Origin of the sequence: Luteibacter sp. (assembly GCF_035539195.1) — a bacterium.
Taxonomy (GTDB): domain Bacteria; phylum Pseudomonadota; class Gammaproteobacteria; order Xanthomonadales; family Rhodanobacteraceae; genus Luteibacter.
On the sequence record NZ_DATLIW010000015.1, the window covers coordinates 47284 to 69357 of the forward strand.

General features: G+C 65.7%; 25 protein-coding genes. 12 read left to right on the forward strand and 13 right to left on the reverse strand.

Annotated elements, in window-relative coordinates:
• Window positions 1-165: 165 nt before the first annotated feature.
• Window positions 166-2028: a DEAD/DEAH box helicase gene (locus VM621_RS04195; protein ID WP_325467739.1), complete on the reverse strand. Its 1863-nt coding sequence runs from the start codon at window positions 2026-2028 to the stop codon at window positions 166-168.
• A gap of 146 nt (window positions 2029-2174) precedes the next feature.
• On the opposite strand from VM621_RS04195, the gene fghA reads away from it, so the two are divergent.
• Complete coding sequence (gene fghA, locus VM621_RS04200; RefSeq protein ID WP_325467740.1) at window positions 2175-3023, forward strand: S-formylglutathione hydrolase; 849 nt, start codon at window positions 2175-2177, stop codon at window positions 3021-3023.
• On the forward strand, window positions 3020-3574 hold the full coding sequence (gene rimJ, locus VM621_RS04205) for a ribosomal protein S5-alanine N-acetyltransferase (protein ID WP_325467741.1): 555 nt from the start codon (window positions 3020-3022) through the stop codon (window positions 3572-3574). Before fghA ends, rimJ begins: the two co-directional genes overlap by 4 nt.
• Window positions 3575-3595: 21 nt before the next feature.
• Here the strand turns inward: rimJ and VM621_RS04210 are convergent, their stop codons facing one another.
• From VM621_RS04210 to VM621_RS04220, 3 genes are all read right to left on the reverse strand, one after another.
• Window positions 3596-5029: a DEAD/DEAH box helicase gene (locus VM621_RS04210; protein ID WP_325467742.1), complete on the reverse strand. Its 1434-nt coding sequence runs from the start codon at window positions 5027-5029 to the stop codon at window positions 3596-3598.
• A gap of 249 nt (window positions 5030-5278) precedes the next feature.
• Window positions 5279-5941, reverse strand: a complete 663-nt coding sequence (locus tag VM621_RS04215) for a class I SAM-dependent methyltransferase (protein ID WP_325467743.1) — start codon at window positions 5939-5941, stop codon at window positions 5279-5281.
• A 61-nt stretch (window positions 5942-6002) separates the two neighbouring features.
• Window positions 6003-6284 (reverse strand): hypothetical protein, encoded by a 282-nt coding sequence (locus tag VM621_RS04220; RefSeq protein WP_325467744.1) that lies wholly within the window; start codon window positions 6282-6284, stop codon window positions 6003-6005.
• 150 nt (window positions 6285-6434) lie between these two features.
• Here VM621_RS04220 and VM621_RS04225 point away from each other — a divergent pair, with 150 nt between their 5' ends.
• The 3 genes from VM621_RS04225 to VM621_RS04235 all read left to right on the forward strand — a co-directional run bounded on the left by VM621_RS04225 (window position 6435) and on the right by VM621_RS04235 (window position 8609).
• Window positions 6435-7670: an MFS transporter gene (locus tag VM621_RS04225; RefSeq protein ID WP_325467745.1), complete on the forward strand. Its 1236-nt coding sequence runs from the start codon at window positions 6435-6437 to the stop codon at window positions 7668-7670.
• A gap of 54 nt (window positions 7671-7724) precedes the next feature.
• Window positions 7725-8213, forward strand: a complete 489-nt coding sequence (locus VM621_RS04230; RefSeq protein ID WP_325467746.1) for a peptidylprolyl isomerase — start codon at window positions 7725-7727, stop codon at window positions 8211-8213.
• A gap of 195 nt (window positions 8214-8408) precedes the next feature.
• Window positions 8409-8609, forward strand: a complete 201-nt coding sequence (locus VM621_RS04235) for a hypothetical protein (RefSeq protein WP_325467747.1) — start codon at window positions 8409-8411, stop codon at window positions 8607-8609.
• A 51-nt stretch (window positions 8610-8660) separates the two neighbouring features.
• On the opposite strand, the gene VM621_RS04240 is transcribed toward VM621_RS04235, so the two are convergent.
• From VM621_RS04240 to VM621_RS04250, 3 genes are all read right to left on the reverse strand, one after another.
• Complete coding sequence (locus VM621_RS04240) at window positions 8661-9536, reverse strand: MASE1 domain-containing protein (RefSeq protein WP_325467748.1); 876 nt, start codon at window positions 9534-9536, stop codon at window positions 8661-8663.
• A 277-nt stretch (window positions 9537-9813) separates the two neighbouring features.
• Window positions 9814-10266, reverse strand: a complete 453-nt coding sequence (locus VM621_RS04245) for an organic hydroperoxide resistance protein (protein WP_325467749.1) — start codon at window positions 10264-10266, stop codon at window positions 9814-9816.
• A 129-nt stretch (window positions 10267-10395) separates the two neighbouring features.
• Complete coding sequence (locus VM621_RS04250; RefSeq protein ID WP_414674484.1) at window positions 10396-10977, reverse strand: C40 family peptidase; 582 nt, start codon at window positions 10975-10977, stop codon at window positions 10396-10398.
• A 132-nt stretch (window positions 10978-11109) separates the two neighbouring features.
• Between VM621_RS04250 and VM621_RS04255 the strand changes: the two genes are divergently transcribed.
• The 3 genes from VM621_RS04255 to hutG all read left to right on the forward strand — a co-directional run bounded on the left by VM621_RS04255 (window position 11110) and on the right by hutG (window position 14610).
• Window positions 11110-12369, forward strand: coding sequence for an NAD(P)/FAD-dependent oxidoreductase (locus tag VM621_RS04255; protein WP_325467750.1), 1260 nt, complete (start codon window positions 11110-11112; stop codon window positions 12367-12369).
• A 62-nt stretch (window positions 12370-12431) separates the two neighbouring features.
• Window positions 12432-13796 carry a glutathione-disulfide reductase gene (gene gorA, locus VM621_RS04260; protein WP_325467751.1) on the forward strand — a complete coding sequence of 455 codons (1365 nt, stop codon included), beginning with the start codon at window positions 12432-12434 and terminating at the stop codon, window positions 13794-13796.
• Between the two features lie 16 nt (window positions 13797-13812).
• Entirely contained in the window at window positions 13813-14610 is a 798-nt protein-coding gene (hutG, locus tag VM621_RS04265) for an N-formylglutamate deformylase (RefSeq protein ID WP_325467752.1), read from the forward strand.
• On the opposite strand, the gene VM621_RS04270 is transcribed toward hutG, so the two are convergent.
• From VM621_RS04270 to asnS, 6 genes are read right to left on the reverse strand one after another with little or no spacing between them, the layout of a single operon-like run.
• Window positions 14600-15034: a RidA family protein gene (locus VM621_RS04270; protein ID WP_325467909.1), complete on the reverse strand. Its 435-nt coding sequence runs from the start codon at window positions 15032-15034 to the stop codon at window positions 14600-14602. The two genes, hutG and VM621_RS04270, sit on opposite strands and share 11 nt — an antisense overlap.
• Complete coding sequence (locus tag VM621_RS04275) at window positions 15024-16475, reverse strand: aldehyde dehydrogenase (protein WP_325467753.1); 1452 nt, start codon at window positions 16473-16475, stop codon at window positions 15024-15026. Before VM621_RS04275 ends, VM621_RS04270 begins: the two co-directional genes overlap by 11 nt.
• A gap of 8 nt (window positions 16476-16483) precedes the next feature.
• Window positions 16484-17272, reverse strand: coding sequence for an SDR family oxidoreductase (locus VM621_RS04280; protein ID WP_325467754.1), 789 nt, complete (start codon window positions 17270-17272; stop codon window positions 16484-16486).
• A gap of 28 nt (window positions 17273-17300) precedes the next feature.
• Window positions 17301-17633, reverse strand: a complete 333-nt coding sequence (locus VM621_RS04285) for a hypothetical protein (RefSeq protein WP_325467755.1) — start codon at window positions 17631-17633, stop codon at window positions 17301-17303.
• A gap of 6 nt (window positions 17634-17639) precedes the next feature.
• On the reverse strand, window positions 17640-18476 hold the full coding sequence (locus VM621_RS04290; RefSeq protein WP_325467756.1) for a MalM family protein: 837 nt from the start codon (window positions 18474-18476) through the stop codon (window positions 17640-17642).
• Window positions 18477-18490: 14 nt separating this feature from the next.
• Entirely contained in the window at window positions 18491-19894 is a 1404-nt protein-coding gene (gene asnS, locus VM621_RS04295; protein ID WP_325467757.1) for an asparagine--tRNA ligase, read from the reverse strand.
• 126 nt (window positions 19895-20020) lie between these two features.
• Here asnS and VM621_RS04300 point away from each other — a divergent pair, with 126 nt between their 5' ends.
• The 4 genes from VM621_RS04300 (at window position 20021) to rplI (ending at window position 22021) form a co-directional block, all read left to right on the forward strand.
• A complete protein-coding gene (locus tag VM621_RS04300) occupies window positions 20021-20347 on the forward strand; it encodes an iron-sulfur cluster assembly accessory protein (protein ID WP_325467758.1) in 327 nt (108 codons plus the stop codon).
• 448 nt (window positions 20348-20795) lie between these two features.
• Window positions 20796-21218 carry a 30S ribosomal protein S6 gene (gene rpsF / locus VM621_RS04305; protein ID WP_325467759.1) on the forward strand — a complete coding sequence of 141 codons (423 nt, stop codon included), beginning with the start codon at window positions 20796-20798 and terminating at the stop codon, window positions 21216-21218.
• A gap of 15 nt (window positions 21219-21233) precedes the next feature.
• Entirely contained in the window at window positions 21234-21464 is a 231-nt protein-coding gene (gene rpsR, locus VM621_RS04310; protein ID WP_029214018.1) for a 30S ribosomal protein S18, read from the forward strand.
• A 110-nt stretch (window positions 21465-21574) separates the two neighbouring features.
• Window positions 21575-22021: a 50S ribosomal protein L9 gene (gene rplI, locus VM621_RS04315; RefSeq protein WP_325467760.1), complete on the forward strand. Its 447-nt coding sequence runs from the start codon at window positions 21575-21577 to the stop codon at window positions 22019-22021.
• Window positions 22022-22074 lie beyond the last annotated feature (53 nt).

Genomic DNA, 22074 nt, shown 5'->3' on the forward strand with positions numbered 1-22074 from the left:
CGGTTTGTCGCGAACCCATCGCCGCTGAAGCGGCTCCCACACAAAGCGGGTCCCGCACAAAGCGGCTCCCACATAAAGCGGCTCCCACACAAAGAGCTTCCCGCACACAGCGGGTTCCAGATAAAGCAGCAAAAAAAAAGGCACCCGAGGGTGCCTTTTACCGACTCAGTAATCGCGCTTCTTGCGTGGCGGCTTGCCGCCACCGGCGCCACCCGGACCACCGGGGCGGGCGCCCTGGGGGCGGAAGCTACGCTGCGGCGGACGCGAGGCGTTACCGCTCTGCGGGGCTTCCACGCCGTCCCACTCGGCGATCTTCAGCTGTTGCTGGGCAACCCACACCTTCTTCAGGTGGGTGAAGATCTCCGGCGGCATGCCTTCCGGCAGGTCGATCAGGCTGTAGTCGTCACGGATGCTCACGCGGCCGATGAACTTGGCCTCGACGCCGCCTTCGTTGGCGATGGCGCCGACGATGTTGCCCGGCTTCACGCCGTGCTCGTGGCCCACTTCGATTCGGTACGTACGCTTGCCGGCTTCGGTGGTGTGCGGGCGCGGCTGGCGCATGCCTTCGCGCACCGGACGACGGTCGTTGAAGTCCCCGCCGCTCTCGCGCGGAGCACGGTCGAAGTCACGCTGCGGACGCTCGCGGTCGAATTCGCGTGGCGGACGCTCGGTGTATTCACGCTTGGCCGGCGGCTCGAGCAGCAGTGGCTGGTCGCCCTGGGCGATCTTGGCGAGTGCGGCGGCGATCTCGATCGCGGGAATGTTGTGCTCCTGCTCGAACTTCTCGACCAGCTGCTGGAACAGGCCGAGGTCGCCCGTCGCCAGCGTGTCGGTGATCTTCTGGTTGAACTTGTTGACGCGCGTGTCGTTGACCGCTTCGATGGTCGGCAACTGCATCTGCTCGATCGGCTGGCGCGTGGCGCGCTCGATCTGGCGGAGCAGGTTCTTCTCGCGCGGCGTGACGAAGAGGATCGCCTCACCGCTGCGACCGGCGCGGCCGGTACGGCCGATGCGGTGCACGTACGACTCGGTGTCGTGCGGGATGTCGTAGTTCAACACGTGGCTGATGCGATCGACGTCGAGTCCACGGGCCGCCACGTCGGTAGCGATGAGGATGTCGAGCTTGCCGGTCTTCAGCTGGTCGATCACGCGCTCGCGCTGCGCCTGCGCGATGTCGCCGTTGATCGCGGAAGCCGCGAAGCCTCGTGCCTGCAGCTTGCTGGCCAGTTCTTCGGTGGCCTGCTTGGTGCGCGTGAACACGATCATCGCGTCGAAGCTTTCGGCTTCGAGGATGCGCGTGAGCGCGTCGAGCTTATGCACGCCGCTGACGAACCAGTAACGCTGGCGAATGTTCGCCGCGGTCGTGGTCTTGTTCTTGATCGTGATCTCGACCGGTTCTTTCAGGTACGTCTGCGCAATGCGGCGAATCGGTGCCGGCATGGTCGCGGAGAACAGGGCGACCTGACGCGTCTTCGGCGTGGCCTGGAGCAGCTTCTCGACATCGTCGATGAAGCCCATGCGGAGCATTTCGTCGGCTTCGTCGAGCACCAGGAAGCGCAGGCCGGAAAGATCCAGCGTGCCCTTGTCCAGATGGTCGATGACGCGACCCGGCGTGCCGACGATCACCTGCGCACCGCGCTTGAGACCCTGCAGCTGCGGGCCGTAGCTCTGGCCGCCGTAGATCGGCAGGACCTGGAAGCCCGGCATGTAGGTGGCATACTTCTGGAAGGCTTCGGCAACCTGGATGGCGAGCTCGCGGGTGGGCGCGAGAACCAGCGCCTGCGGCTTGCCTGGCTTCAGGTCGATGCGCGAGAGCACCGGCAGCGCGAAGGCAGCGGTCTTGCCGGTGCCGGTCTGCGCCTGGCCGATGACGTCGCGGCCTTCGAGCAGCGGCGGAATGGTGGCGGCCTGGATCGGCGACGGCACTTCGTAGCCGACTTCGGCCAGTACGCGCATGACTTTTTCGTCGAGCGCGAGCGCGCTAAAACCGGGCTGGGCCGGAGCGTTATCTGTATCGGGGGATGACATGGCGACCTCGAAGAGGGGGCGCGGCGGCGGAAGCGGCGCCGGGCAGTAGCGGTATTGTAGCAGCGATGACCGCCTGGTGAGGCGGCCCATAGCCACTTGTTGCGTCGGCGTTACACTTCCCGGTCAGCTTTGGTAGGGAGAAGGGCATGACGACGATCGAGACGGTCTCGGAACAACGCTGCTTCGGCGGCATCCAGGGATTTTATTCCCATGCATCCGAAACATGCGGCGGTACGATGCGTTTTGCGGTTTTCATGCCTCCGGCGGCCGAAAACGGGCCTGTTCCTGTCCTCTGGTACCTCGCCGGACTGACGTGTACCGCTGAAACGTTCACGATGAAAGCCGGCGCGCAGCGTATCGCCGCCGAACTGGGCATCGCGTTGGTCATGCCGGATACGAGCCCGCGGGACACCGGTATCGCAGGCGCCACCGGCGACTGGGAATTCGGCGAAGGCGCGGGCTTCTATCTCGATGCCACGCAAGCGCCTTGGTCTTCACGTTTTCGCATGGCCAGCTACGTCGTCGACGAACTGCCCCGCGTGCTCGCGGAACGGTTCGCCCTGGACATGAGCCGGCAAGGCATTTTCGGCCATTCCATGGGTGGACACGGTGCGTTGACGATCGCACTGCGCAACCCGGGCCGGTATCGCTCGGTATCGGCGTTTGCGCCCATCGTCGCTCCCACCAGCGTGCCGTGGGGCGAGAAGGCGTTCTCCCGTTACCTCGGGGAAGATCGCAAGGCCTGGGCCCGCTACGATGCGACCCAACTGGTACGGCAGGGCGCCCGTTTCGACGGCCGGATCCTGATCGACCAGGGCGAAGCGGACGGCTTCCTGACCAGGCAGCTGCAACCCCAGCGGTTCGAAGCGGCCTGCGAGGAGGCGGGCCAGCCGCTCCGGCTGCGCATGCAACCGGGCTACGACCACAGCTATTACTTCATCCAGACCTTCGTCGAGGACCACCTGCGTCATCACGCGAAGGCGCTCGCTGCATGAGCGAACCCATCCGCATGCGAACACCACGCACGGTGATCCGCCTGCTCGATCCGGAAGAGGCCGACATGCTGCGCCGCTACCGTGTGGAGAACCGCGAGCACCTGCGTCCCTGGGAGCCCTTGCGCAGCGAGTCGCACTACACCGTGGAAGGCTGCCGGCTCGCCATCGAGGCGGGCCTCGAAGCGGCGAGGGCGGATCGCGGTTTCCCGTTCGTCGTGCTGACGCCCGACGGCAGCGAGATCATCGCGACGTTCACCCTTGCCAATGTCGTCCGTGGCGTCTTCCAGGCCTGTCATCTAGGCTACGGTATCGCGCGAAAACACGAAGGCCAGGGCCTGATGTACGAGGCCCTGGACGCCGCGGTCCGTTATGCGTTCGGCCCTCTGGACTTCCATCGCGTGATGGCCAACTACATGCCGCGCAATGATCGTAGTGGCCGCCTTCTCGGGCGGTTGGGCTTCGAGAAGGAAGGCCTGGCCAAGCGCTACCTGAAGATCGACGGGCTGTGGGAAGACCACGTGCTGACGGCGAAGATCAGGGCGCAAGGCTGACAAGCGACGACCGACGCGCGATCAGGCCTTGTTGGTGGCCGGACCCGTACGCTGGCGACGACGCTTGTGATTGCCGGTGTTCTCGCCGGTGCCCGCCGGCGAATGGCCGTGGGGACGGTGCGACGACGGGCGACCGGCGCTGCCACCGGCACTGGACGCACCTTGGCGACCTTGACCGTTCGACGGCGAACGGCCCTGGCCGCCGGCCGAGCGACCCTGGCCCCCACCGGAACGGCCCTGGCCGACCTGGTTGCGCGACGCCTGCGGCTGGCGCGGCTGCTGCTTCGGACGCGGCGCACCGGCATCCAGGCGCAGCGGCGTGCTCGGCTCGTAGCCGGGCACGTTGCTGATTTCCAGGTCGGTCTTGAGCAGGCGACCGATGTCGCGCAGCAGACCGGACTCGTCGTGGCTGACCAGCGAAATGGCCTGGCCTTCGGCACCGGCACGGCCGGTACGGCCGATGCGGTGCACGTAGTCTTCGGCCACCATCGGCAGATCGAAGTTGATTACCACCGGCAGCTGGTCGATATCGATACCGCGCGCGGCGATATCGGTCGCGACCAGGACGGTGACGCGGCCGGTCTTGAAGTCGGACAGGGCACGCGTACGGGCGTTCTGGCTCTTGTTGCCGTGGATCGCCGCGGCCTTGATGCCGGACTGTTCCAGGTGGCGGACCAGCTTGTCGGCGCCGTGCTTGGTGCGACCGAAGACGAGCGTCTGGCGGCGGCTGTCCTGCGACAGGATGTGCAGCAGCAGGTCGCGCTTGTTCGCCGCGTCGACCGGATGCACGCGGTGGGTGACCAGGGTCGCGACCGAGTTGGCCGGGGTGGTCGAGACTTCCTTCGGATCGCGCATGAACTGCTGCGCGAGTGCCTTGATTTCAGGCGCGAACGTGGCCGAGAACAGCAACGTCTGACGCTGGCGCGGCACGGCGGCGAGGATGCGCTTGAGTGCCGGCAGGAAGCCCATGTCGAGCATGCGGTCGGCTTCGTCGAGCACCAGGATATCGACCTTGGAGAGGTCGACCGAGCGCTGCTGCATATGGTCGATCAGGCGGCCTGGCGTGGCGACGACGACGTCGACACCGCGGCGCAAGGCCTGCAGCTGGTTGCCCATGCCGACGCCGCCGAAGATGACGGTGCTGGAAAGACGCACGTACTTGCCGTAGTCGCGCAGGTTTTCCTGCACCTGGGCGGCGAGTTCGCGGGTCGGGGTGAGGATCAGCGCGCGGATCGGACGGCGCGTGTCGCCACGGTCGTCCTTGGCAAGCAGCTGCAGCAGCGGCAGGGCGAACGCGGCGGTTTTGCCGGTACCGGTCTGCGCGGCGGCCATGAGGTCGTTGCCGGCGAGGACGAGCGGGATGGCTGCGGACTGGATCGGAGTCGGCTTTTCATAACCGGCTTCGGAAAGGGCGCGCAGCAACGCGGGCGCGAGGCCCAGCGAATCGAAAGACATGGAGTGAAGCTCCTGCGTGACTCGAGCGTTCCCTGGAACCGCACTACGAGTCGATGGATTGGCGGCCGCTAACCATGACGAAGACAGCAGGCTGGCCGGTGTCGAGCGCGCTTCCGAGGGTGGGGGAACGGGCGGGAGATTCTCCACGCCGGGGGTCCGCAAGGGAGTCGGAGCGCAAGCACGACCCGCCGAGTATACCTTATTGCGCCGCACAATGCTTCGACCCGGTAGGAGCCGATTCATCGGCGATCAGGAATGCCGGGAAGCGACCATCAGATAGCTGTTGTAGGGTGTGCGCCCGAACAGCGGCCGGAACTCGACCCGGATCCCCCGCGGCTCCAGCACCCCGCGAATATCGTCCTCGGTGGGGAAGTACTGGGCCCCGCCGGGAATCCAGCCCACGGCCTCGATGAACTTCTCCTCCCACACCGTGGCCCGATAACGCCACGTGCCGTCGCGGATCACGTTGCGCAGGATGAGCACGCCATCGTCGGCAAGATGGTCCACGGCGTAGGCCAGGAGGTCGGCCTGGCGGTCCTCCGGCAGGTAATGCAGGACATCCAGCAGGGCCACGTGCCCGCGAATCGCCTGTGGCGTGGTGGCGTCCACCTCGCTCAGGGAAAGGCTCGCACCCAGTCCGGCGCGGTCGGCGGCGGCCCGGCCCATGGCGATCTTCCGCGGATCGTGGTCCAGACCGAGGTAGTCGTCCAGTGCGCCACAGGCGTGCAGGTAATGGCCAAGGATGCCCAGGCCACAGCCGATGTCCAGCAAGGGCAGGCGCCGACCGGCGATCGCTGTCGCCGTGGCGGCATAGACAGGGTCGGTCGCGAGCTTGCCGTGGATGTAGATCCGGTCGCGGCGGCGACTGAACCGCGACGCGATGCGTCGCCGCGTGCGGGTTTCAGGGGTCATGAGCTGGTTTCCATCCTGGAAAGAGCCGGGCATGTCAGCCATGCCCGGCCGATTCGAATGACTAGTGCTTCTGCAGCGGATTGTCTTTCGAGAGATAGGCGTTGTATTCCTTCTCGTCGATCTTGCCGTTGTGATCGGTGTCGTTGTCGCCGATGTGCATGCGAAGCTGCTTCAGCCGCTCGTTATCCTTGGGGATATCGCCGCGGGTGATGTACTTGCCGTCCTTGGAGATATCCGAGAACGCGGGCGCGTCTTTGGCGCCGGCGGCGTCCTGCGCGAGAGCGGTGCCGACGCCAAGGCCGGCAATCAGGGCGAATGAAACGAGCGAGTACGAAAACTTCATGAGTCCTCCGTCTGTCGTGGAATGGCGTCGGTCGTACAGTGACGCGTCCCAGTGTAACCACGACACGTCGTCCCGTCGTCAAGCGGTCGTTCGGATTTCCCTCGCTGTGTTAACTTCGGCGCCGCCCGAATCTGCGTTGAGGAATATCTGATGCCGCTTCCCGCCGCGCTGCGCGAACTCGATTCGACTCAGCGGCATACCGTCATCGCCAGCTTCCTTGGCTGGACCCTCGACGCCTTCGATTATTTCCTGCTGACCTTCGTCATCCTCGCCGTCGCGGCGGAGTTCCACGTTTCCAAGCAGGAGGTCACGTACGGCCTGTTCCTGACCCTGGCGGCGAGGCCGATCGGTGCGCTCGTCTTCGGGCGGCTGGCCGATCGCTACGGCCGACGCCCCGTACTCATGTTCGACATCGTGCTGTTTTCGGTGCTCGAGATAGCCTGTGCCTTCGCCCCGACCCTCGGCATCCTGCTCGGCCTTCGCTTCCTCTTCGGCATCGCCATGGGCGGCGAATGGGGCATCGGCGCGTCGCTGGCGATGGAGTCCATCCCTGCCAAGTCGCGTGGCTTCGTCTCGGGGCTGCTGCAGAGTGGTTACCCCTGCGGCTTCTTCCTCGCCGCGTTGGCCAACTGGTTGCTGGTCGACCACATCGGCTGGCGTGGCCTGTTCATCGTAGGCGCCGCACCGGCCCTGCTGGTGCTCTACATCCGCCGCAAGGTGCCCGAATCGCCGGTGTGGGAAGGCCGCCGGAACGAAGCCCGGGAAAGTGTCTTCGTCTCCATGCGCGGGAACTGGAAGCGCTTCGTCTACATGATGCTGCTCATGGCCGCCTTCAACATGTTCAGCCACGGCTCGCAGGACATGTACCCGACCTTCGTGCAGGAAACGCTGAAGATCCCGGCTGGCTCGGGCACGGCCTTCATGCTCACGGCGCTGCTCAACCTGGGCGCCTTGTTCGGTGGCCTGACCTTCGGCTCGCTTTCCGAGCGGATCGGCCGGCGCAAGGCCATCATGATCGCCGCCCTGCTGGCGATCCCCGTGATTCCCCTCTGGACGTACGGTGGTTCCCTGCTGTTCCTGGGCCTGGGTGCGTTCCTCATCCAGGTGATGGTGCAGGGCGCCTGGGGTGTGGTGCCGACCCACCTCAACGAACTGTCGCCGGATGCGGTCCGCGGCACCTTGCCCGGCTTCGCCTATCAGATGGGCAACCTGCTGGCGGCGATTACCGCCACGGCACAGACCTGGATCGCGAGCCAGCGCGGCGGCGACTTCGCCTTCGCCATGTCCACCTGGATCGGGGCGGTCGCTCTGCTGCTGGCCCTGCTGACCTGGCTCGGGCCGGAGGCACGCGGCGTGGGATTCGGGAAGAAGCGCGATGCGGCGTGACGCGGGGCCCGCCGGCCGGTAAAATGCCCGGTTTTCATCCGGTAGAAAACGAACATGCAGGCTGGCAAGGACAAGGTCATCTCGTTCCACTACACGCTCACCGTCAACGGCGAGAAGGTCGAGAGCTCGGTGGAGGGTGGTGAGCCGCTCTGGATCCTGCTCGGTCACGGCCAGCTGATCCCGGGCCTGGAAGCCGGTCTCGAGGGCAAGTCGGTCGGTGACACCTTCGACGTCACGATCGAGCCGGAACAGGGCTACGGCCCACGCCAGGACGGTCTGACCCAGCGTGTGCCGAAGAAGTACTTCCCGCAACAGGGCAAGGGCCTGAAGGTGGGTGCTTCCACCGTCCTCTCGCTCAAGGAAGGCGGCAACCGTGTCGTCGTCGTGCAGAAGATCGGCTCCAGCGTCGTCGATGTCGACCTCAACCACCCGATGGCTGGCAAGACGCTCACGTTCAACGTCGACGTCCAGAACGTCCGCGAAGCCACGCCGGAAGAGATCGAGCACGGCCACGCGCACCCGAACGGCGACGCCGCTCACTGATCCGTTTTCGTCAGCGATATGTGAAAAGAAAGGCACCTTCGGGTGCCTTTTTTCTTGCCTGCGTGTCGGCAGTGAACGTATTCGGCAAAGGGACCCGATCCAGGCCGAATCGGCCCTTCCTGCCGTCTAGCGGGTGCGATCATCGAGAGGCACGCAGGCCACTGCGGGCACATTCCTCAATTAAAGGACACTCTCATGAAAAGCATGCCGCGCCTTGTTTCGTTCCTCGTCGTGTCTTTCGCCGCTGCGTCCGCCTTCGCCGCCGATGCCTCGCCGTCCGTTACTCGCACCGCCCAGAGCGTCAATGCGACCGTGCAGACGGCAGTACGTTCGGGCAGCGCCCCCCGGGCGGACATGGTGAAGTGCACCAATCCGCGTGAGTGCAGCGTCGGCTGAGTGTCCGACCATCGAGGCGACGCGATCTATCCTGTCGATGGGTCGCGTCGCTTAGGGATGCTGTGAAACGCGGCTGTGCACGGCTGCGCTCGAGCGCTTGATGCCGACGATGAGGCTGCTGGAAATAACCAGCGCGAGGATGACCTGCACACGGATCATCGCCGGATCGAGGAGGGTTTCGGATGTCGTGGCGAGGGCGATGCTGCTGAGCATTCCGCCGACCGCCGTACCGGTCCAGCCATGCCGCGCCGTGAGTGCGATGACCGGCACCGCCATGGCCAGGCGAAGTACATCCACGCCGATGCCGGACGACGCCGACGCGGTCACCGCGAAGGCGATCAACAGGGGCACGGCGCCCATGGCGACGTCGCGGGTGAGTGTGCTGCCGAAGAAGCGCTTCCAGGAGAGGCTTTCGCGGAACCACTCCCGTACGGCCAGGAGCATCGGCGCGAGACTGAGGGCTCCCAGGTAGGCGCCGAGCACGTACGCCAGCAGATCGATCAGGCCTTCGGCGCGCCAGGCGTCCCAACCGTCGGGGGCGACGATCAACGCGGCGAATACCGCCAGGTCGGTGCGCAGCGCTGTGACCACGGCGCAAACGAGCGTGGCGAACAGGAGCGTGTTTGCGTTTATCTGCCCATTGGCGTCGAAGAGCGGCATCCGCGAACGGATGGCTTTGACGAAGGGCATGCAAAGCGGAATGAACGGAATGGCCGAAACGGACGTCCATGCCCATCCGAAATCCGCTTCGTGCAGAAGCGCGTTCTGCATGACCGGCAGCGACTCGCCAAGGATCAGGGCGGGCCAGAACCGGTACGGAACGAGAAGCAGGCAAGCCAGGCGAAGCCCGGCCGTCAGGATCCAGTGCGAATACGAGAAATAGCGGGTGACCTCATAGCACGCCGCATACGCGGCGGCCACGGCCATGACTTGCCCCCATGATGCACGCTCGCTTTCCGCTCCTTGCATGCTGTTCGCTCCCGAGCGATGGTCCCCGTACGTCGTCGACTCGAAAAACCCGGGTCCTTGCTGGGCCGGCGGGCGTCATGGCGCATGATGTGGCCGCGGCCCGGGAATGGGAAGGCCACCCAACGACAATTCGCTGCGATTGCCGAATTTACGCCATGCTAACCCTTTCGGACGTCGCCGCAATGCCCTGACCTCCCGGTGCCGGGGCGCCGGGAGGTCAGGGTCGGACGATCGCTCAGGCGAGCGTCTTGCCGTTCACCGAGATATCGACATCCACATTGCCGCGGGTGGCGTGCGAATACGGGCAGACCTTCTCGTGAGCCGTCTTGACGATGTCCAGTGCCTGGGCCTCGTCGACACCCGGCAGGCTCACTTCGAGCTTCACCTTGATGCCGAAGCCGGAGTCGTTGCGCGGGCCGATGCCGACCGAGCTGGCTACGGAGGCGCCGTCCACCTTGACCTTCTGCTGGCCGGCGACGAAGCGCACCGCGCCCTCGAAGCAGGCGGCGTAGCCGGCGGCGAAGAGTTGTTCCGGGTTGCTGCCGCCACCGTTACCGCCCATTTCCTTCGGCAGGCGGAGGTCGAGCTTGATCAGGCCGTCGTCGCTTTCGACGTGCCCTTCGCGGCCACCGGCGACCTTGGCGTGCGCGGTGTAGAGGACTTCTTTGAGGTTCGAGAGGTTGCTCATGATCAATGTCCTTGGCGTTCGTGATGGGGGAGGGCGTCGGCGGTGCCGGGCCACGAGAGATAGTTAAGCACGCAATTAAATCGTGTGCAATTTAAATGATGTGAAGACACGGCACGCGTTGCCATTCGTTCAGTTTAGGACGCGGCGACCGTAGACGAAGTTCTCCTTCCAGTACGCGCCGTCGAGGTCGTCCAGGCGAACGGTACCGCCGGAATTCGGCGCGTGCACGAAGCGGCCCTTGCCGACATAGACGCCTACGTGGGTCACATGCCCGCGGCCGAAGAAGACCAGGTCGCCGCTGGCCAGTTGCGACTCGTCGACCTTGGGTTTGTCCAGGGCGGCCATTTCGCCGGAGGTCCGCGGCAGGCGGACGCCGGTCGAGGTCAGATAGATGTAGTTGATCAGGCCGCTGCAGTCGAAGCCGCCCTGCGGCGTGTTTCCGCCCCAGCGGTAGGGCGTGCCGACCAGGCCGATGGCACGGAAAAGGACGTCGTTCGCCGCATCGGCGGGCGGCGCGTCGGCGGCGCGGTTCGACCACGAGAGGTTCTTGGCCAGGGGGACGGCGGCGGCCGGGTTTCGCTGTTGCGAGGACGAGGAGCGCCTCGGCGGGGCGCCGCTGCAGGCCACGAGCAGGCTCATGGCCAGTGCGAGCGCGACGGGGGCGAGCAAGCGGATCGGGCGTGGAGGAAAAAATGAAGCAGTGACGGACATCGGGCGTTTCCCCCTGTAGGAGCGGCGCGTCGAGGTTATCAAATCAATGGGTTGCGTGGAATACCTCGCAAAGCGCACGAATTCATGTGACGGACAGGCCGCAGCGCCCTGGGCGCCCGCTAAACTTTGCCGATGGATAGATCCCGAAGCGACGTTCTGATCATGGGCGGGGGAGTGATCGGCCTGGCGTGCGCGTTGTACCTGCTCAAGGCTGGCGCGAGCGTGCGTGTGCTCGAACAGGGCCTGCCCGGAAACGGGGCCTCGCACGGCAACTGCGGCACGATCACGCCCAGCCACGCGGGGCCGCTGACCATGCCTGGCATGGTCGGCACGGCGCTGCGCTCGATGCTAAGCCGCGACGCGCCGCTCTACGTGAACCCGCGACCGGATCCGGCCCGCGCGCGCTGGCTGCTCGACTTCGCCCGTCACTGCACCTGGCGCGACTACAAATACGCCGGAGAAGCGCGCGGCGCGATCCTCAACCGGTCGCGGGCCCTGCTCGGCGAGCTCATCGCCGACGAGGGGCTCGCGTGCGAATTCGAGGAGGTCGGCGAGCTTTACGTCTACCGCGACGGTCGGGTCATGCAGGACGACCGTCCGCACGTGGAGCTCCTGCGGCGGTTGGGCATGGACGTGCGTGTCCTGGTCGGCGACGACGTGCTCGCACTGGAACCTGCCCTGCGCGAAGGCGTGATCGGTGGCCTGCTTCATCCGGGCGACGCCCGCCTGCGACCCGATCGCTATGTGGCCGAGCTGGCGAGACGCGTCCGCGAGCTGGGTGGCGCCATCGAGACCGGTGCGCGCGTGGACGAGTTCGTGCTCGACGGCGAGCGCATCTCGCATGTTCGCACCACGGGCGGGGTGTTCAGCGGAGACCGCGTGGTGATGGCGCTTGGCGCCTGGTCGCCCTTGCTTGGCAAGCTGCTGGATATCCGCCTGCCGATGCAGCCGGGCAAGGGCTATTCGCTGACCTGGGACCAACCACCCGAACGTGTGCCGACGCATTCGCTGGTACTGCGCGAAGCGGCTGTCTGCGTGACGCCGTGGGCGTCCGGCTATCGCCTTGGCAGCACCATGGAATTCTCAGGTTTCTCGGAGGGGCTCAACCCGGTACGCCTGGAAGCCCTCCGGCGTGGCGCCGCGACCTACCTGCATGAACCGGAGGGGCGCGGTGAGGCGGTGCCCTGGTGGGGCTGGCGTCCCATGAGCGTGGACGAATTGCCGATCATCGGGCCGAGCACGCGATGGTCGAACCTGACCTACGCCACGGCGCACGGCATGCTGGGAATCAGCATGTCGGCGGCAACCGGCGAACTGGTGGCGAATCTACTGTCCGGCCCGGCGCCGATGCTGGATCCGACGCCGTATTCGCCGGCACGTTTCGGTCTGTAAAAACACAGCACAAGGACGGGCGCGTTTGCTACGGTGGCGCATTGACCTTGCTGGAGTGACGCATGACCGTGGAAGCCTTCGACCTCATCGTGATCGGCGGTGGCTCGGGTGGCCTCGCCGCCGCGATTCGTGCCGGCAAGCTTGGGGTGAAGGTCGCGCTCGTCGAGCCGGGTGAACTGGGCGGTACCTGTGTCAATGTCGGTTGCGTGCCGAAGAAGGCCATGTGGTACGCAGCGCAGATGGCCGAAGCGCAGTACATCGCCATGGACTACGGCTTCCACGACACGCCGGGCAGCCTCGACTGGCCGCGCTTCATCGAGCGGCGCGAGGAATACATCGAGCGTATCCACGGCAAGTACCAGCAGGCGCTCGATCTTGCCCATGTCACGGTCGTGCGGGAAACCGGACGCTTCATTGGCAAGGCGCGCGTGCGTGCCGGCGATCGCGAGCTCACGGCACCGCACATCGTCGTTGCCACGGGTTCCAGGGCGAAGCACCTCGACAAGCCGGGCTTCGAGTGCGCCATGGATTCGGACGGTTTCTTCGACCTACGCGCGTGCCCGAGGCGCGCCGCCATCATCGGCGGCGGATATATCGCCGTCGAGCTTGCCGGCGTGTTGCGCGCGCTCGGCTGCGACGTCCACATGTATGTGCGCGGACGCCTGATGGGAGGCTTCGACGAGGAGATGGCATACGGCCTCGGTGACGAAATGGAGCAGCATGGCATCCACGTCCATTACGAATGCCAGATCGTCGCGGCGCACCAGACCGACGGGGCCATCCTGCTCGACTGCGATCGCGGGGATCATCCGGGCCCCTTCGATGCGCTCATCGTGGCCATTGGCCGCGAGGCGAATACGGCGGCACTCGACATCGGGGCGATCGGCCTGGCCACCACCGGGACCGACGGCCACCTGCGGATCGACGATTGGCAGAACACGAACGTCGAAGGGGTCTATGCCGTCGGCGACGTGACCGAACGGATGGCGCTGACCCCGGTGGCCGTGGCGGCGGCGCGCAAGCTGGTCGACCGGCTGTTCGGCGGCAAGCCGAACGCGAAGCTGGATTACGAGAACATCCCCAGCGTGGTCTTCTCGCACCCCCCGCTGGGCACGATCGGCATGTCGGAGCAGCAGGCCCGCGAGGCCTACGGCGCCGATGTGCACCTGTACAAGCAATCCTTCGTGCCAATGCAGCTGGCCCTGGCCCGGCGGCCCATCACCACGCGGTTCAAGCTGATCTGCGTGGGCGAGGAGTCGCGGATCGTCGGTATGCAGATGCTGGGGCCGGGCGTCGACGAGATCCTCCAGGGCTTCGCCGTGGCGATCAAGATGGGGGCCTGCAAGTCCGACTTCGACGATACCCTGGCTGTCCATCCGACATCGGCCGAAGAGATGGTCCTGATGGGCGATCGGGTGCCCGGTTGAGCGCTACACTCTGCCCATGATTCCTTACACCCTTCATCGCGGCACCGCGCCGCTCCTGGTCAGCCTGCCGCACAACGGCAGCGCTATTCCCGATGACATGGCCGCCCGCATGAAGCGTCGGGCGCGAGGTTCGGTGGATACCGACTGGCACGTGGCCGAACTCTACGATTTCGCCCGCGAGATGGGTGCGAGCGTGATCAAGCCGTTTGCCTCCCGCTACGTGGTCGACCTGAACCGCCCGGCCGATGGCCACCTGCTCTATCCCGGCAAGAATGAGACCGGCCTCGTTCCGACCGTGCTGTTCGACGGCCGGGAGATCTATCGTCCGGGCGCCGAGCCGGACGCTGCGGAGATTGCCGACCGCGTCGAACGTTGGTGGAAGCCGTATCACCAGGCCCTGGCCGGCGAGCTGGCTCGCCTCAAGGCCGAGTTCGGCCATGTGGTGCTGTGGGAAGGCCATTCCATCCGGAGCGAGGTACCGATGCTCTTCGACGGTCGCCTCCCGGACCTCAACCTGGGTACGGCCGATGGCGCCAGTTGCTCGCCCGGACTGCAGGCGCGCGTCGCCGCCGTGCTCGAGCGCCAGGAAGACTATTCGTTTGCCGTGAACGGCCGCTTCAAGGGTGGCTATATCACCCGCCACTACGGCCGCCCGGGCGACGGTGTCGACGCGATCCAGCTCGAGCTGGCGCAGCTCAACTACATGGACGAGGATTCGTTCGAATACCTGCCGAAGAAGGCCGCGCAGGTGCAGGTGCTGATCGGCGACATGCTGCGCGTTTGCCTCGAAGGCGCCCGGGCCCTCACGCCGTAGATCGACGACCCAGGTGTGCCACGCACTTCAGCTCGATCGCGATCGGGGTCGGCAGGGCGGTAATTCCCAGTGTCGTCCGGCACGCATCGACCCCCGCGAACGCCTCCGCGTAAAGCCGGTTGTACGTGGCGAAGTCGCCAGCCATGTCGGTCAGGTACACGGTCACGTCGACCAGATCCTCGAAGCGTGCGCCGCTGGCCTCCAGCACCGCGCGAACGTTGGCGAACACCTGCCGGCACTGCGCCTCGATGTCGTAGGCAAGCAGCCTGCCGTCCGCATCGAGGACATTGCCGGGCACGGCATTCGTGGACGGCACGCGCGGACCCACGCCGGAAAGGAATAACAGGTCGCCCACGCGTCGTGCGTGCGGATAAGCGCCGACCGGCGCCGGTGCGCCGTCGGCGCGGATGACGTCATTGCCCATGATCGATGCAGACATTCCTGGCCTCGGTGAAGAAACGCATGGCTTCGTATCCGCCTTCGCGACCGACCCCCGACTGCTTCGTGCCGCCGAACGGAGTTCGCAGGTCACGCAGCATCCAGCAGTTGATCCAGACGATGCCGAAGTCCAGTTTTGCCGAGAACCGGTGCGCGCGCGATACATCGCGCGTCCATACCGAAGCGGCGAGCCCATAGGGCGTGCCGTTGGCGATGGCCAGGGCATCCGCTTCGCTATCGAAGGGAATCAGGCTGACGACCGGTCCGAAGATCTCTTCCTGATTCGTCGTCGCCTCGGGTGGGAGTCCTTCGATCACCGTCGGCTGGACGAACCAGCCCTCGGCGCAACGCCCTCCGACGACGACGCGTCCGCCACCGGTCAGCAACGTGCCACCCTCGTCGACGGCGCGCGCGATACAGCCGGTGACCTTGTCGAAATGCGCCTGCGAGACGAGCGCACCCAACTGGTTCGACGCGTCCTGCGGGTCGCCGACCTTCAGGGCACGCACGCGCTCGACATAGGCGTCGCGAAAGCGATCGTAGATGCCACGCTGCACGAGCAGGCGCGAACCGCAGAGGCAGATCTCGCCCTGGTTGGCAAAACCCGAGCGCACGATCGTGGTCAGCGATGCCTCGGAGAAGTCGAAGTCGTCGAACACGATCGCCGGATTCTTTCCGCCGAGTTCGAGCGACACTTTTTTCAGCCGTGGTGCGGCGGCACTCGCTATGGCGACACCCGTACGCGTGCTGCCGGTAAATGAAATCGCCTTCACCGCATCGTGCGTGACGATGGCCTCGCCGACGGCGGGGCCGGTGCCATGGACGATATTGAGCACGCCCGGGGGAAAACCCGCCTCGCCGACGAGGGTTCCGAGCAGCCATGCCGTGTAGGGCGTGACCTCGGAAGGCTTGGCCACCACCGTATTGCCGGCGGCCAGCGCGGGTGCGATCTTCCAGGTGAAAAGATACAGCGGCAGGTTCCACGGACTGATACAGCCGACGACGCCTAGCGGCAGGCGCAGCGTGTAGTTGATCGCACCGTGTTCCATCGCGTGCGACTCGCTGCTCCACTGGCTGGCGGCCGCCGCGAAGAAGCGCAGGTTGGCGACGGCGCGGGGAATGTCCAGCGAGCGGGCGAGGGCAAGCGGCTTGCCGCTGTCCTGCGATTCCGCCTCGGCGAACGTTTCCAGGCGAGCTTCGATCAGGTCGGCCAGACGGTGCAGGCAGCGCCCGCGTGCCTCGGCTGCCGTCTGTGCCCAACCGGGCGCCGCGCGAGCCGCGGCGGCGACCGCGTCGGCGACATCGCCGGCGTCCGAATCGGGGCACTGGGCAAACGGCCGGCCGACGGCGGGATCCACACTGTCGAGGTAGCGGCCGCCGCGCGGTGCGCGCGATCGGCCGTCGATGAGGTTGGCGAGAATCAGCATCGCCCGCCTCAGTTGAAACTGCGCGTGCGACCACCGTCGACGGTGATGCTCACCCCGTTGACGTAGCCGGCGGCGGGACTGGCGAGGAAGGCGATCACCGCAGCCACTTCCGCCGGGTCGCCGAAGCGCGCCGCGGGCACGCTGGCGAGCAGGCCCCGCTCGACGTCGTCGCGGCTTCGCCCGGCCTTGCAACTGGCCTCGACCAAGGCCTCCAGGCGTGGCGTACGCGTGTAACCGGGGAGCACGTTATTCACCGTGATGCCGTCCGCGGCGACTTCGGCCGAGAGTGTCTTGGCCCAGCCGGCGACGGCGGCACGCACCGTATTGGAGACGCCGAGGTTGGGAATCGGCTCTTTCACCGAGGTGGAGATGACGTTGACGACGCGGCCGTAACGGGCCTCGCGCATACCCGGCAGGCAGGCGCGCGTGATGACTTGCGCGCCGATCAGGTGCTGGCGAAAGGCGACGAGAAACGCATCGGGCTCGGCATTCCAGGCGGGGCCGGGCGGCGGTCCGCCGCTGTTGTTCACCAGTACGTGCACGGCGTTGAGTTTCACCACCTCGGCGACCGCTGCGGCCAGGGCATCGGTGTCGAGCATGTCGACGGCCACATGGCGATGCTTCTGTCCGGGTTGGCTCGCCGGCAGCTCGGCGGCGAGCGCGACCAGGGCGTCGGCGGAGCGGGAGAGCAGGGTGACGCTGGCGCCCAGTTCGGCCAGTTCGAAGGCGGTGGCCCGGCCGATGCCCTGGGAGGCGCCGCAGACCAGCGCGTGACGACCGGTGAGGCGAAGATCCATGCGTGCTCCCTGGTTGGGTGGCGGCCTGTCAGGCCTGTCTCATCGCCCACCACTGTAGCGCCATCGCGGCGAACCAGCACGGCCACGCGAACCAGGGCGCACGACGCCACCAGCGCTGCCAGCGGTCGAGGTCGTCGTCGTTGAACAGGGCCGGGGCGTCGGAGCGCAGCACACGGCGCATCCGCAGCCAGTTGGCCATGCCATTGGGGCGGCCGGTGTCGGCCTCGGTGATCGTCGTCCATTGGTCCGGATAGCGCCGGCGCAGCAGCGCGGTGAAGCGCCATTGGGCGACGAAATGGAAGACGAAGGCGGCCACCGCACCGAGCAGCAACAGCAGATAGAGGAGGACGGCGGTCTGCATGCTGGCTCAGCTGCCCTTTTCTTTCTTGTCCTGGCTCTGAGCATGGCCCTGGTCCTGGCCCTGGCCGAGGATATCGGTGGCCACCACCTGGCGAATCGTGGAGATCACGCCATTGCCCGGCTGGGCCTTGTCACAGACCGCGTTGCTTATCGCCTTCTTGTAGGTGTCGTTCTGCATGCCCACGAACAGCACGCCGTCCGGACCGTGCGGAATCTTGAAGCTGCCCGCCGCGGCCATCTTCACCGGCGCTTCCGCCGAGAAGTTGCTGGGCGACTGCTCCCAATAGGTCTGGCCCTTCTGCTGCTTGGCCGACGAATAGACCACCAGGTAGCGTGCCTTGTCGTCCTCGACCTTGAACTTGCCGAAGGCGCCCGTCGTGTCGTTGGTCCAGCCCATGTATTCGCACAGCTGGATGTCTTCGGCGTGCAGCGGTTGGAAGGCGTCGTCGAGCAGGACGACCGTCGGCGCGAACAGGTAGCTCGAGCTCAGCCAGCGGCCATTGAGTTCGGCTTTCATCGCGACGGTGTACGGCATCTGCGCGCCGGTCGGCAGGCGGAAGGCCAGGAAGTAGCTGCGATCGCCGTTGAGGTTGGCGACCGGGGTGTCCTTGTCCAGCGAGAAGCGCTGCGGCTGCCAGGGCAACATGTCCTGGTAGGACAGGTCGGCGAAGCTGCCACAGCACGGCGTGGCGCTGTCGAGCGCCTTGCGTGCGACATCCACCGCGTTCGTCGGATTTTCCGGCGGACGGAAGTTGGGCGGCACGATGGCTTTCATCGTGTGGCAGGCCGCGAGCGTGAGCATCGCGGCAGCGAGAAGCAGGGAGCGAATCGGGGAAGGGGGCATAAGGATCGTGGTTCTTAAAATTCGGCACTCCCTGCCGCGCGGGGATACGGGATGGCGTCGCGAATGTTTGCAAGGCCGCAGACGTAGACGAGAAGGCGTTCGAAGCCGAGGCCGAACCCGGCATGCGGCACCGTGCCGTAGCGGCGCAGGTCGCGATACCAGTTGTAGACGTCCTTATCGAGGCCGAACTGGTCCATGCGGCGGTCGAGGTAGTCCAGGCGCTCCTCGCGCTGGGCGCCACCGATGATTTCGCCGATGCCCGGGGCAAGGACGTCCATCGCCGCCACGGTCTTGCCGTCCTCGTTGAGGCGCATATAGAACGCCTTGATCTCTTCGGGGTAGTTCATGACGACCACGGGACGGCCGATATGTTCCTCGGCGAGGTAGCGCTCGTGCTCGGTCTGCAGGTCGACGCCCCAGGCGACCGGGTGCTCGAACTTCTTGCCCGACTTCTGCAGGATCTCGACGGCCTCGGTGTACTGGATCCGCTCGAAGGGTTTGGCGATGAAGGCTTCCAGCCGGGAAATCGCATCGGGCTGGATGCGCTCGGCGAAGAAAGCCATGTCGTCGGCGCGTTCGTCGAGGACCGCCTTGAAGATGCCCTTGAGGAAGAGCTCGGCAAGGTCGGCCATGTCGTTGAGGTCGGCGAAGGCGACTTCCGGCTCGACCATCCAGAACTCGGCCAGGTGGCGCGTCGTGTTCGAGTTTTCGGCGCGGAAGGTGGGGCCGAAGGTGTAGACCTTGCTCATCGACAGGGCATAGGCCTCGACGTTGAGCTGGCCGGACACGGTCAGGAAGGCCTCGCGACCGAAGAAGTCCTTGCGCCAGTCGATCCCGCCCTTGTCGTCGCGAGGGAGGTTGGCGAGGTCCAGGGTGGACAGGCGGAACATGTCACCAGCGCCTTCGGCGTCCGAGGTGGTGATGATCGGCGTGTTGATCCAGAAGAAGCCCTGCTCGGTCAGCAGGCGGTGGATCGCCATCATCATGGTATGGCGGACACGGGTCACGGCGCCGAACAGGTTCGTGCGCGGGCGCAGGTGGGCGACCTCGCGCAGGAACTCCATGGAGTGTTGTTTCGGCTGGATGGGGTAGGTCAGCGGATTTTCGACGAAGCCCGTGACCTCGACCCGGGTGGCCTGGATCTCGTAAGCCTGGCCCTTGCCCTGGGAGGGCACGAGCTTGCCCGTGGCGATGATCCCGGCGCCGGCCGAGAGGCGTTTCACGTCCGTCTCGTAATTGGGCAGATCGGCGGTGGCGACCACCTGGATCGGGGCGAAGCAGGAGCCGTCGCTCACGTTCACGAAGGACAGGCCGCCCTTGGATTCACGCAGGGTGCGGACCCAGCCGCGTACAGTCACTTCGTGTTCCGCCGCGGTCGTGCCGCCGGCGAGAGCCTGCTTGACGCTTACCACCGTCATCGATTGAAACTCCGGAAAAGGCACCGCACATTAAAGAGGGCGCATGGGACGCGACTCTGCATGATAATGTAAGGGCCACGTGAACGGCAGCGTTCTCCCGATATACCACGGTAAAAAAACGTCTTCATGAGCATCCAGATCACTCCAGCCGCCTCCGACCGCATGCGCGCCTTCCTGGCCAAAGCCCCCGAGGCCGCGGGTGTGCGTTTTTCGGTCAAGCGCATGGGCTGCTCGGGCTTCGGCTACGTGGTCGACCTGGCCGGGGCCGTCACCGCGGACGATCAGGTCATGGATATCGACGGCATCCGCGTGGTGGTCGATCCCAAGAGCCTGCCCCTGGTGGACGGCACCCTGATCGATTTCCAGCGCCAGGGCCTGAATGCCTCCTTCGTTTTCCACAACCCCAACGCCACGGGCGAATGCGGCTGCGGCGAGAGTTTCACCGTCGCATAGCGAAAAAAGCCCCTGTAGGAGCCGATTCATCGGCTTGTGGGCCCAGTCCCCTGTGGGAGCCGATTCATCGGCGAAAAGCCAACGGAGCGGTGTAGCCGGAAGGCCATCGCCGGCACAGCCGGCTCCCACACCTGGCAGCCCAGTCCCCCTGTAGGAGCCGATTCATCGGCTTGTGGGAGCCGATTCATCGGCGAAAAGCCAACGGAGCGGTGTAGCCGGAAGGCCATCGCCGGCACAGCCGGCTCCCACACCGGCTCCCACGCCGGGTCGCACTCAGCCCACCGGGTCGCATCAGCCCACCGGGTCGCACTCAGCCCATCCCTTGCGATAACCCCCCGTTTCTCCTTACAATGCGCGGCTGGCTCTCCCTCAAGGAGGGTCTTCTTGCCTCACCGCACGTTGCGGGAGGCTGCCATCCCCGCAAGGGGTGCATCCACAAGGAGTCACCATGCGTCATTATGAAGTCGTGTTCCTGGTCCATCCGGACCAGAGCGAACAGGTGCCCGCCATGATCGAGCGCTACAAAGCGCTGATCGAAGGCGACAACGGCAAGATCCACCGCCTCGAAGACTGGGGCCGCCGTCAGCTGGCCTACCCGATCGCCAACCTCGCCAAGGCTCACTACGTGATGCTGAACATCGAGGTTTCGCAGAACGCCCTGAACGAACTCGAGACGGGCTTCCGCTTCAACGACGCCGTCCTGCGTCACCTCGTGGTTCGCCGCGACGAAGCCGACCTCGAGCCGTCCTTCATCCTCAAGAGCAAGGAAAAGGACGAGCAGAAGGGTTCGCGTCGCCGTGACGACGACGGCGACGGCGACGATCGCCGCGGCGGTCGCGACAACGACAACGATCGCGACAGCGACGACTAATCGGGGATCACAGCCATGTCCAAATTCTTCCGCCGCCGCAAGTTCTGCCGTTTCACCGCCGAAGGCGTCAAAGAGATCGATTACAAGGATCTCAACACCCTCCGTCAGTACGTCACCGAGAACGGCAAGATCGTCCCGAGCCGCATCACGGGCACGAAGGCACGCTACCAGCGCCAGCTGGCGACCGCGATCAAGCGCGCTCGCTTCCTCTCGCTGCTGCCGTACACCGACAACCACGACGTCTGATCGCCGCGCGCCCTCCCGTCATGGGTCGGGGCGCTCGGTTCAAGGCATTTCGGACAACCGTCCTGGCTGCACGGGGCCCATTCCGTGCTAACGAAAAGTAAGGAAAATCCATGGAACTCATCCTCCTCCAGAAGGTGAAGAACCTCGGTAATCTCGGCGACAAGGTCAACGTCAAGCCGGGTTACGGTCGTAACTTCCTCCTTCCGACCGGCAAGGCCGCTCGCGCGACCGCCGCCAACCTCGAAGCGTTCGAAGCCCGTCGTGCCGAGTACGAAGCCAAGGCCAAGGAGCATCTCTCCGGTGCCGAGGCTCGTGCCGCCAAGCTCGACGGCGCCGAGGTCACGATCGAAGTCAACGCTTCGCCGGAAGGCAAGCTGTTCGGCTCGGTCACCCCGCGTGACGTTGCCGAGGCGCTGACCGCCAAGGGTCTGCAGGTCGACAAGAGCGAAGTGATCCAGGCCGAAGGCCCGTATCGCAATGTTGGCGAGTACGACGCGGTTGTCGTGCTCCACGCCGACATCACGCAGACGGTCAAGGTCAAGGTGGTCGGCGCGTAAGCTCCGAACATCGTTGAATCCGAAGCGGGCGCCCCTGGGGCGCCCGTTTTCGT

Excerpts from the sequence above, each read along its gene's own strand:
- VM621_RS04195 (WP_325467739.1), bottom strand. The coding sequence starts at position 2,028 with ATGTCATCCCCCGATACAGATAACGCTCCGGCCCAGCCCGGTTTTAGC.
- fghA (WP_325467740.1), top strand. The coding sequence starts at position 2,175 with ATGACGACGATCGAGACGGTCTCGGAACAACGCTGCTTCGGCGGCATC.
- rimJ (WP_325467741.1), top strand. The coding sequence starts at position 3,020 with ATGAGCGAACCCATCCGCATGCGAACACCACGCACGGTGATCCGCCTG.
- VM621_RS04210 (WP_325467742.1), bottom strand. The coding sequence starts at position 5,029 with ATGTCTTTCGATTCGCTGGGCCTCGCGCCCGCGTTGCTGCGCGCCCTT.
- VM621_RS04215 (WP_325467743.1), bottom strand. The coding sequence starts at position 5,941 with ATGACCCCTGAAACCCGCACGCGGCGACGCATCGCGTCGCGGTTCAGT.
- VM621_RS04220 (WP_325467744.1), bottom strand. The coding sequence starts at position 6,284 with ATGAAGTTTTCGTACTCGCTCGTTTCATTCGCCCTGATTGCCGGCCTT.
- VM621_RS04225 (WP_325467745.1), top strand. The coding sequence starts at position 6,435 with ATGCCGCTTCCCGCCGCGCTGCGCGAACTCGATTCGACTCAGCGGCAT.
- VM621_RS04230 (WP_325467746.1), top strand. The coding sequence starts at position 7,725 with ATGCAGGCTGGCAAGGACAAGGTCATCTCGTTCCACTACACGCTCACC.
- VM621_RS04235 (WP_325467747.1), top strand. The coding sequence starts at position 8,409 with ATGAAAAGCATGCCGCGCCTTGTTTCGTTCCTCGTCGTGTCTTTCGCC.
- VM621_RS04240 (WP_325467748.1), bottom strand. The coding sequence starts at position 9,536 with ATGGCCGTGGCCGCCGCGTATGCGGCGTGCTATGAGGTCACCCGCTAT.
- VM621_RS04245 (WP_325467749.1), bottom strand. The coding sequence starts at position 10,266 with ATGAGCAACCTCTCGAACCTCAAAGAAGTCCTCTACACCGCGCACGCC.
- VM621_RS04250 (WP_414674484.1), bottom strand. The coding sequence starts at position 10,977 with ATGTCCGTCACTGCTTCATTTTTTCCTCCACGCCCGATCCGCTTGCTC.
- VM621_RS04255 (WP_325467750.1), top strand. The coding sequence starts at position 11,110 with ATGGATAGATCCCGAAGCGACGTTCTGATCATGGGCGGGGGAGTGATC.
- gorA (WP_325467751.1), top strand. The coding sequence starts at position 12,432 with ATGACCGTGGAAGCCTTCGACCTCATCGTGATCGGCGGTGGCTCGGGT.
- hutG (WP_325467752.1), top strand. The coding sequence starts at position 13,813 with ATGATTCCTTACACCCTTCATCGCGGCACCGCGCCGCTCCTGGTCAGC.
- VM621_RS04270 (WP_325467909.1), bottom strand. The coding sequence starts at position 15,034 with ATGGGCAATGACGTCATCCGCGCCGACGGCGCACCGGCGCCGGTCGGC.
- VM621_RS04275 (WP_325467753.1), bottom strand. The coding sequence starts at position 16,475 with ATGCTGATTCTCGCCAACCTCATCGACGGCCGATCGCGCGCACCGCGC.
- VM621_RS04280 (WP_325467754.1), bottom strand. The coding sequence starts at position 17,272 with ATGGATCTTCGCCTCACCGGTCGTCACGCGCTGGTCTGCGGCGCCTCC.
- VM621_RS04285 (WP_325467755.1), bottom strand. The coding sequence starts at position 17,633 with ATGCAGACCGCCGTCCTCCTCTATCTGCTGTTGCTGCTCGGTGCGGTG.
- VM621_RS04290 (WP_325467756.1), bottom strand. The coding sequence starts at position 18,476 with ATGCCCCCTTCCCCGATTCGCTCCCTGCTTCTCGCTGCCGCGATGCTC.
- asnS (WP_325467757.1), bottom strand. The coding sequence starts at position 19,894 with ATGACGGTGGTAAGCGTCAAGCAGGCTCTCGCCGGCGGCACGACCGCG.
- VM621_RS04300 (WP_325467758.1), top strand. The coding sequence starts at position 20,021 with ATGAGCATCCAGATCACTCCAGCCGCCTCCGACCGCATGCGCGCCTTC.
- rpsF (WP_325467759.1), top strand. The coding sequence starts at position 20,796 with ATGCGTCATTATGAAGTCGTGTTCCTGGTCCATCCGGACCAGAGCGAA.
- rpsR (WP_029214018.1), top strand. The coding sequence starts at position 21,234 with ATGTCCAAATTCTTCCGCCGCCGCAAGTTCTGCCGTTTCACCGCCGAA.
- rplI (WP_325467760.1), top strand. The coding sequence starts at position 21,575 with ATGGAACTCATCCTCCTCCAGAAGGTGAAGAACCTCGGTAATCTCGGC.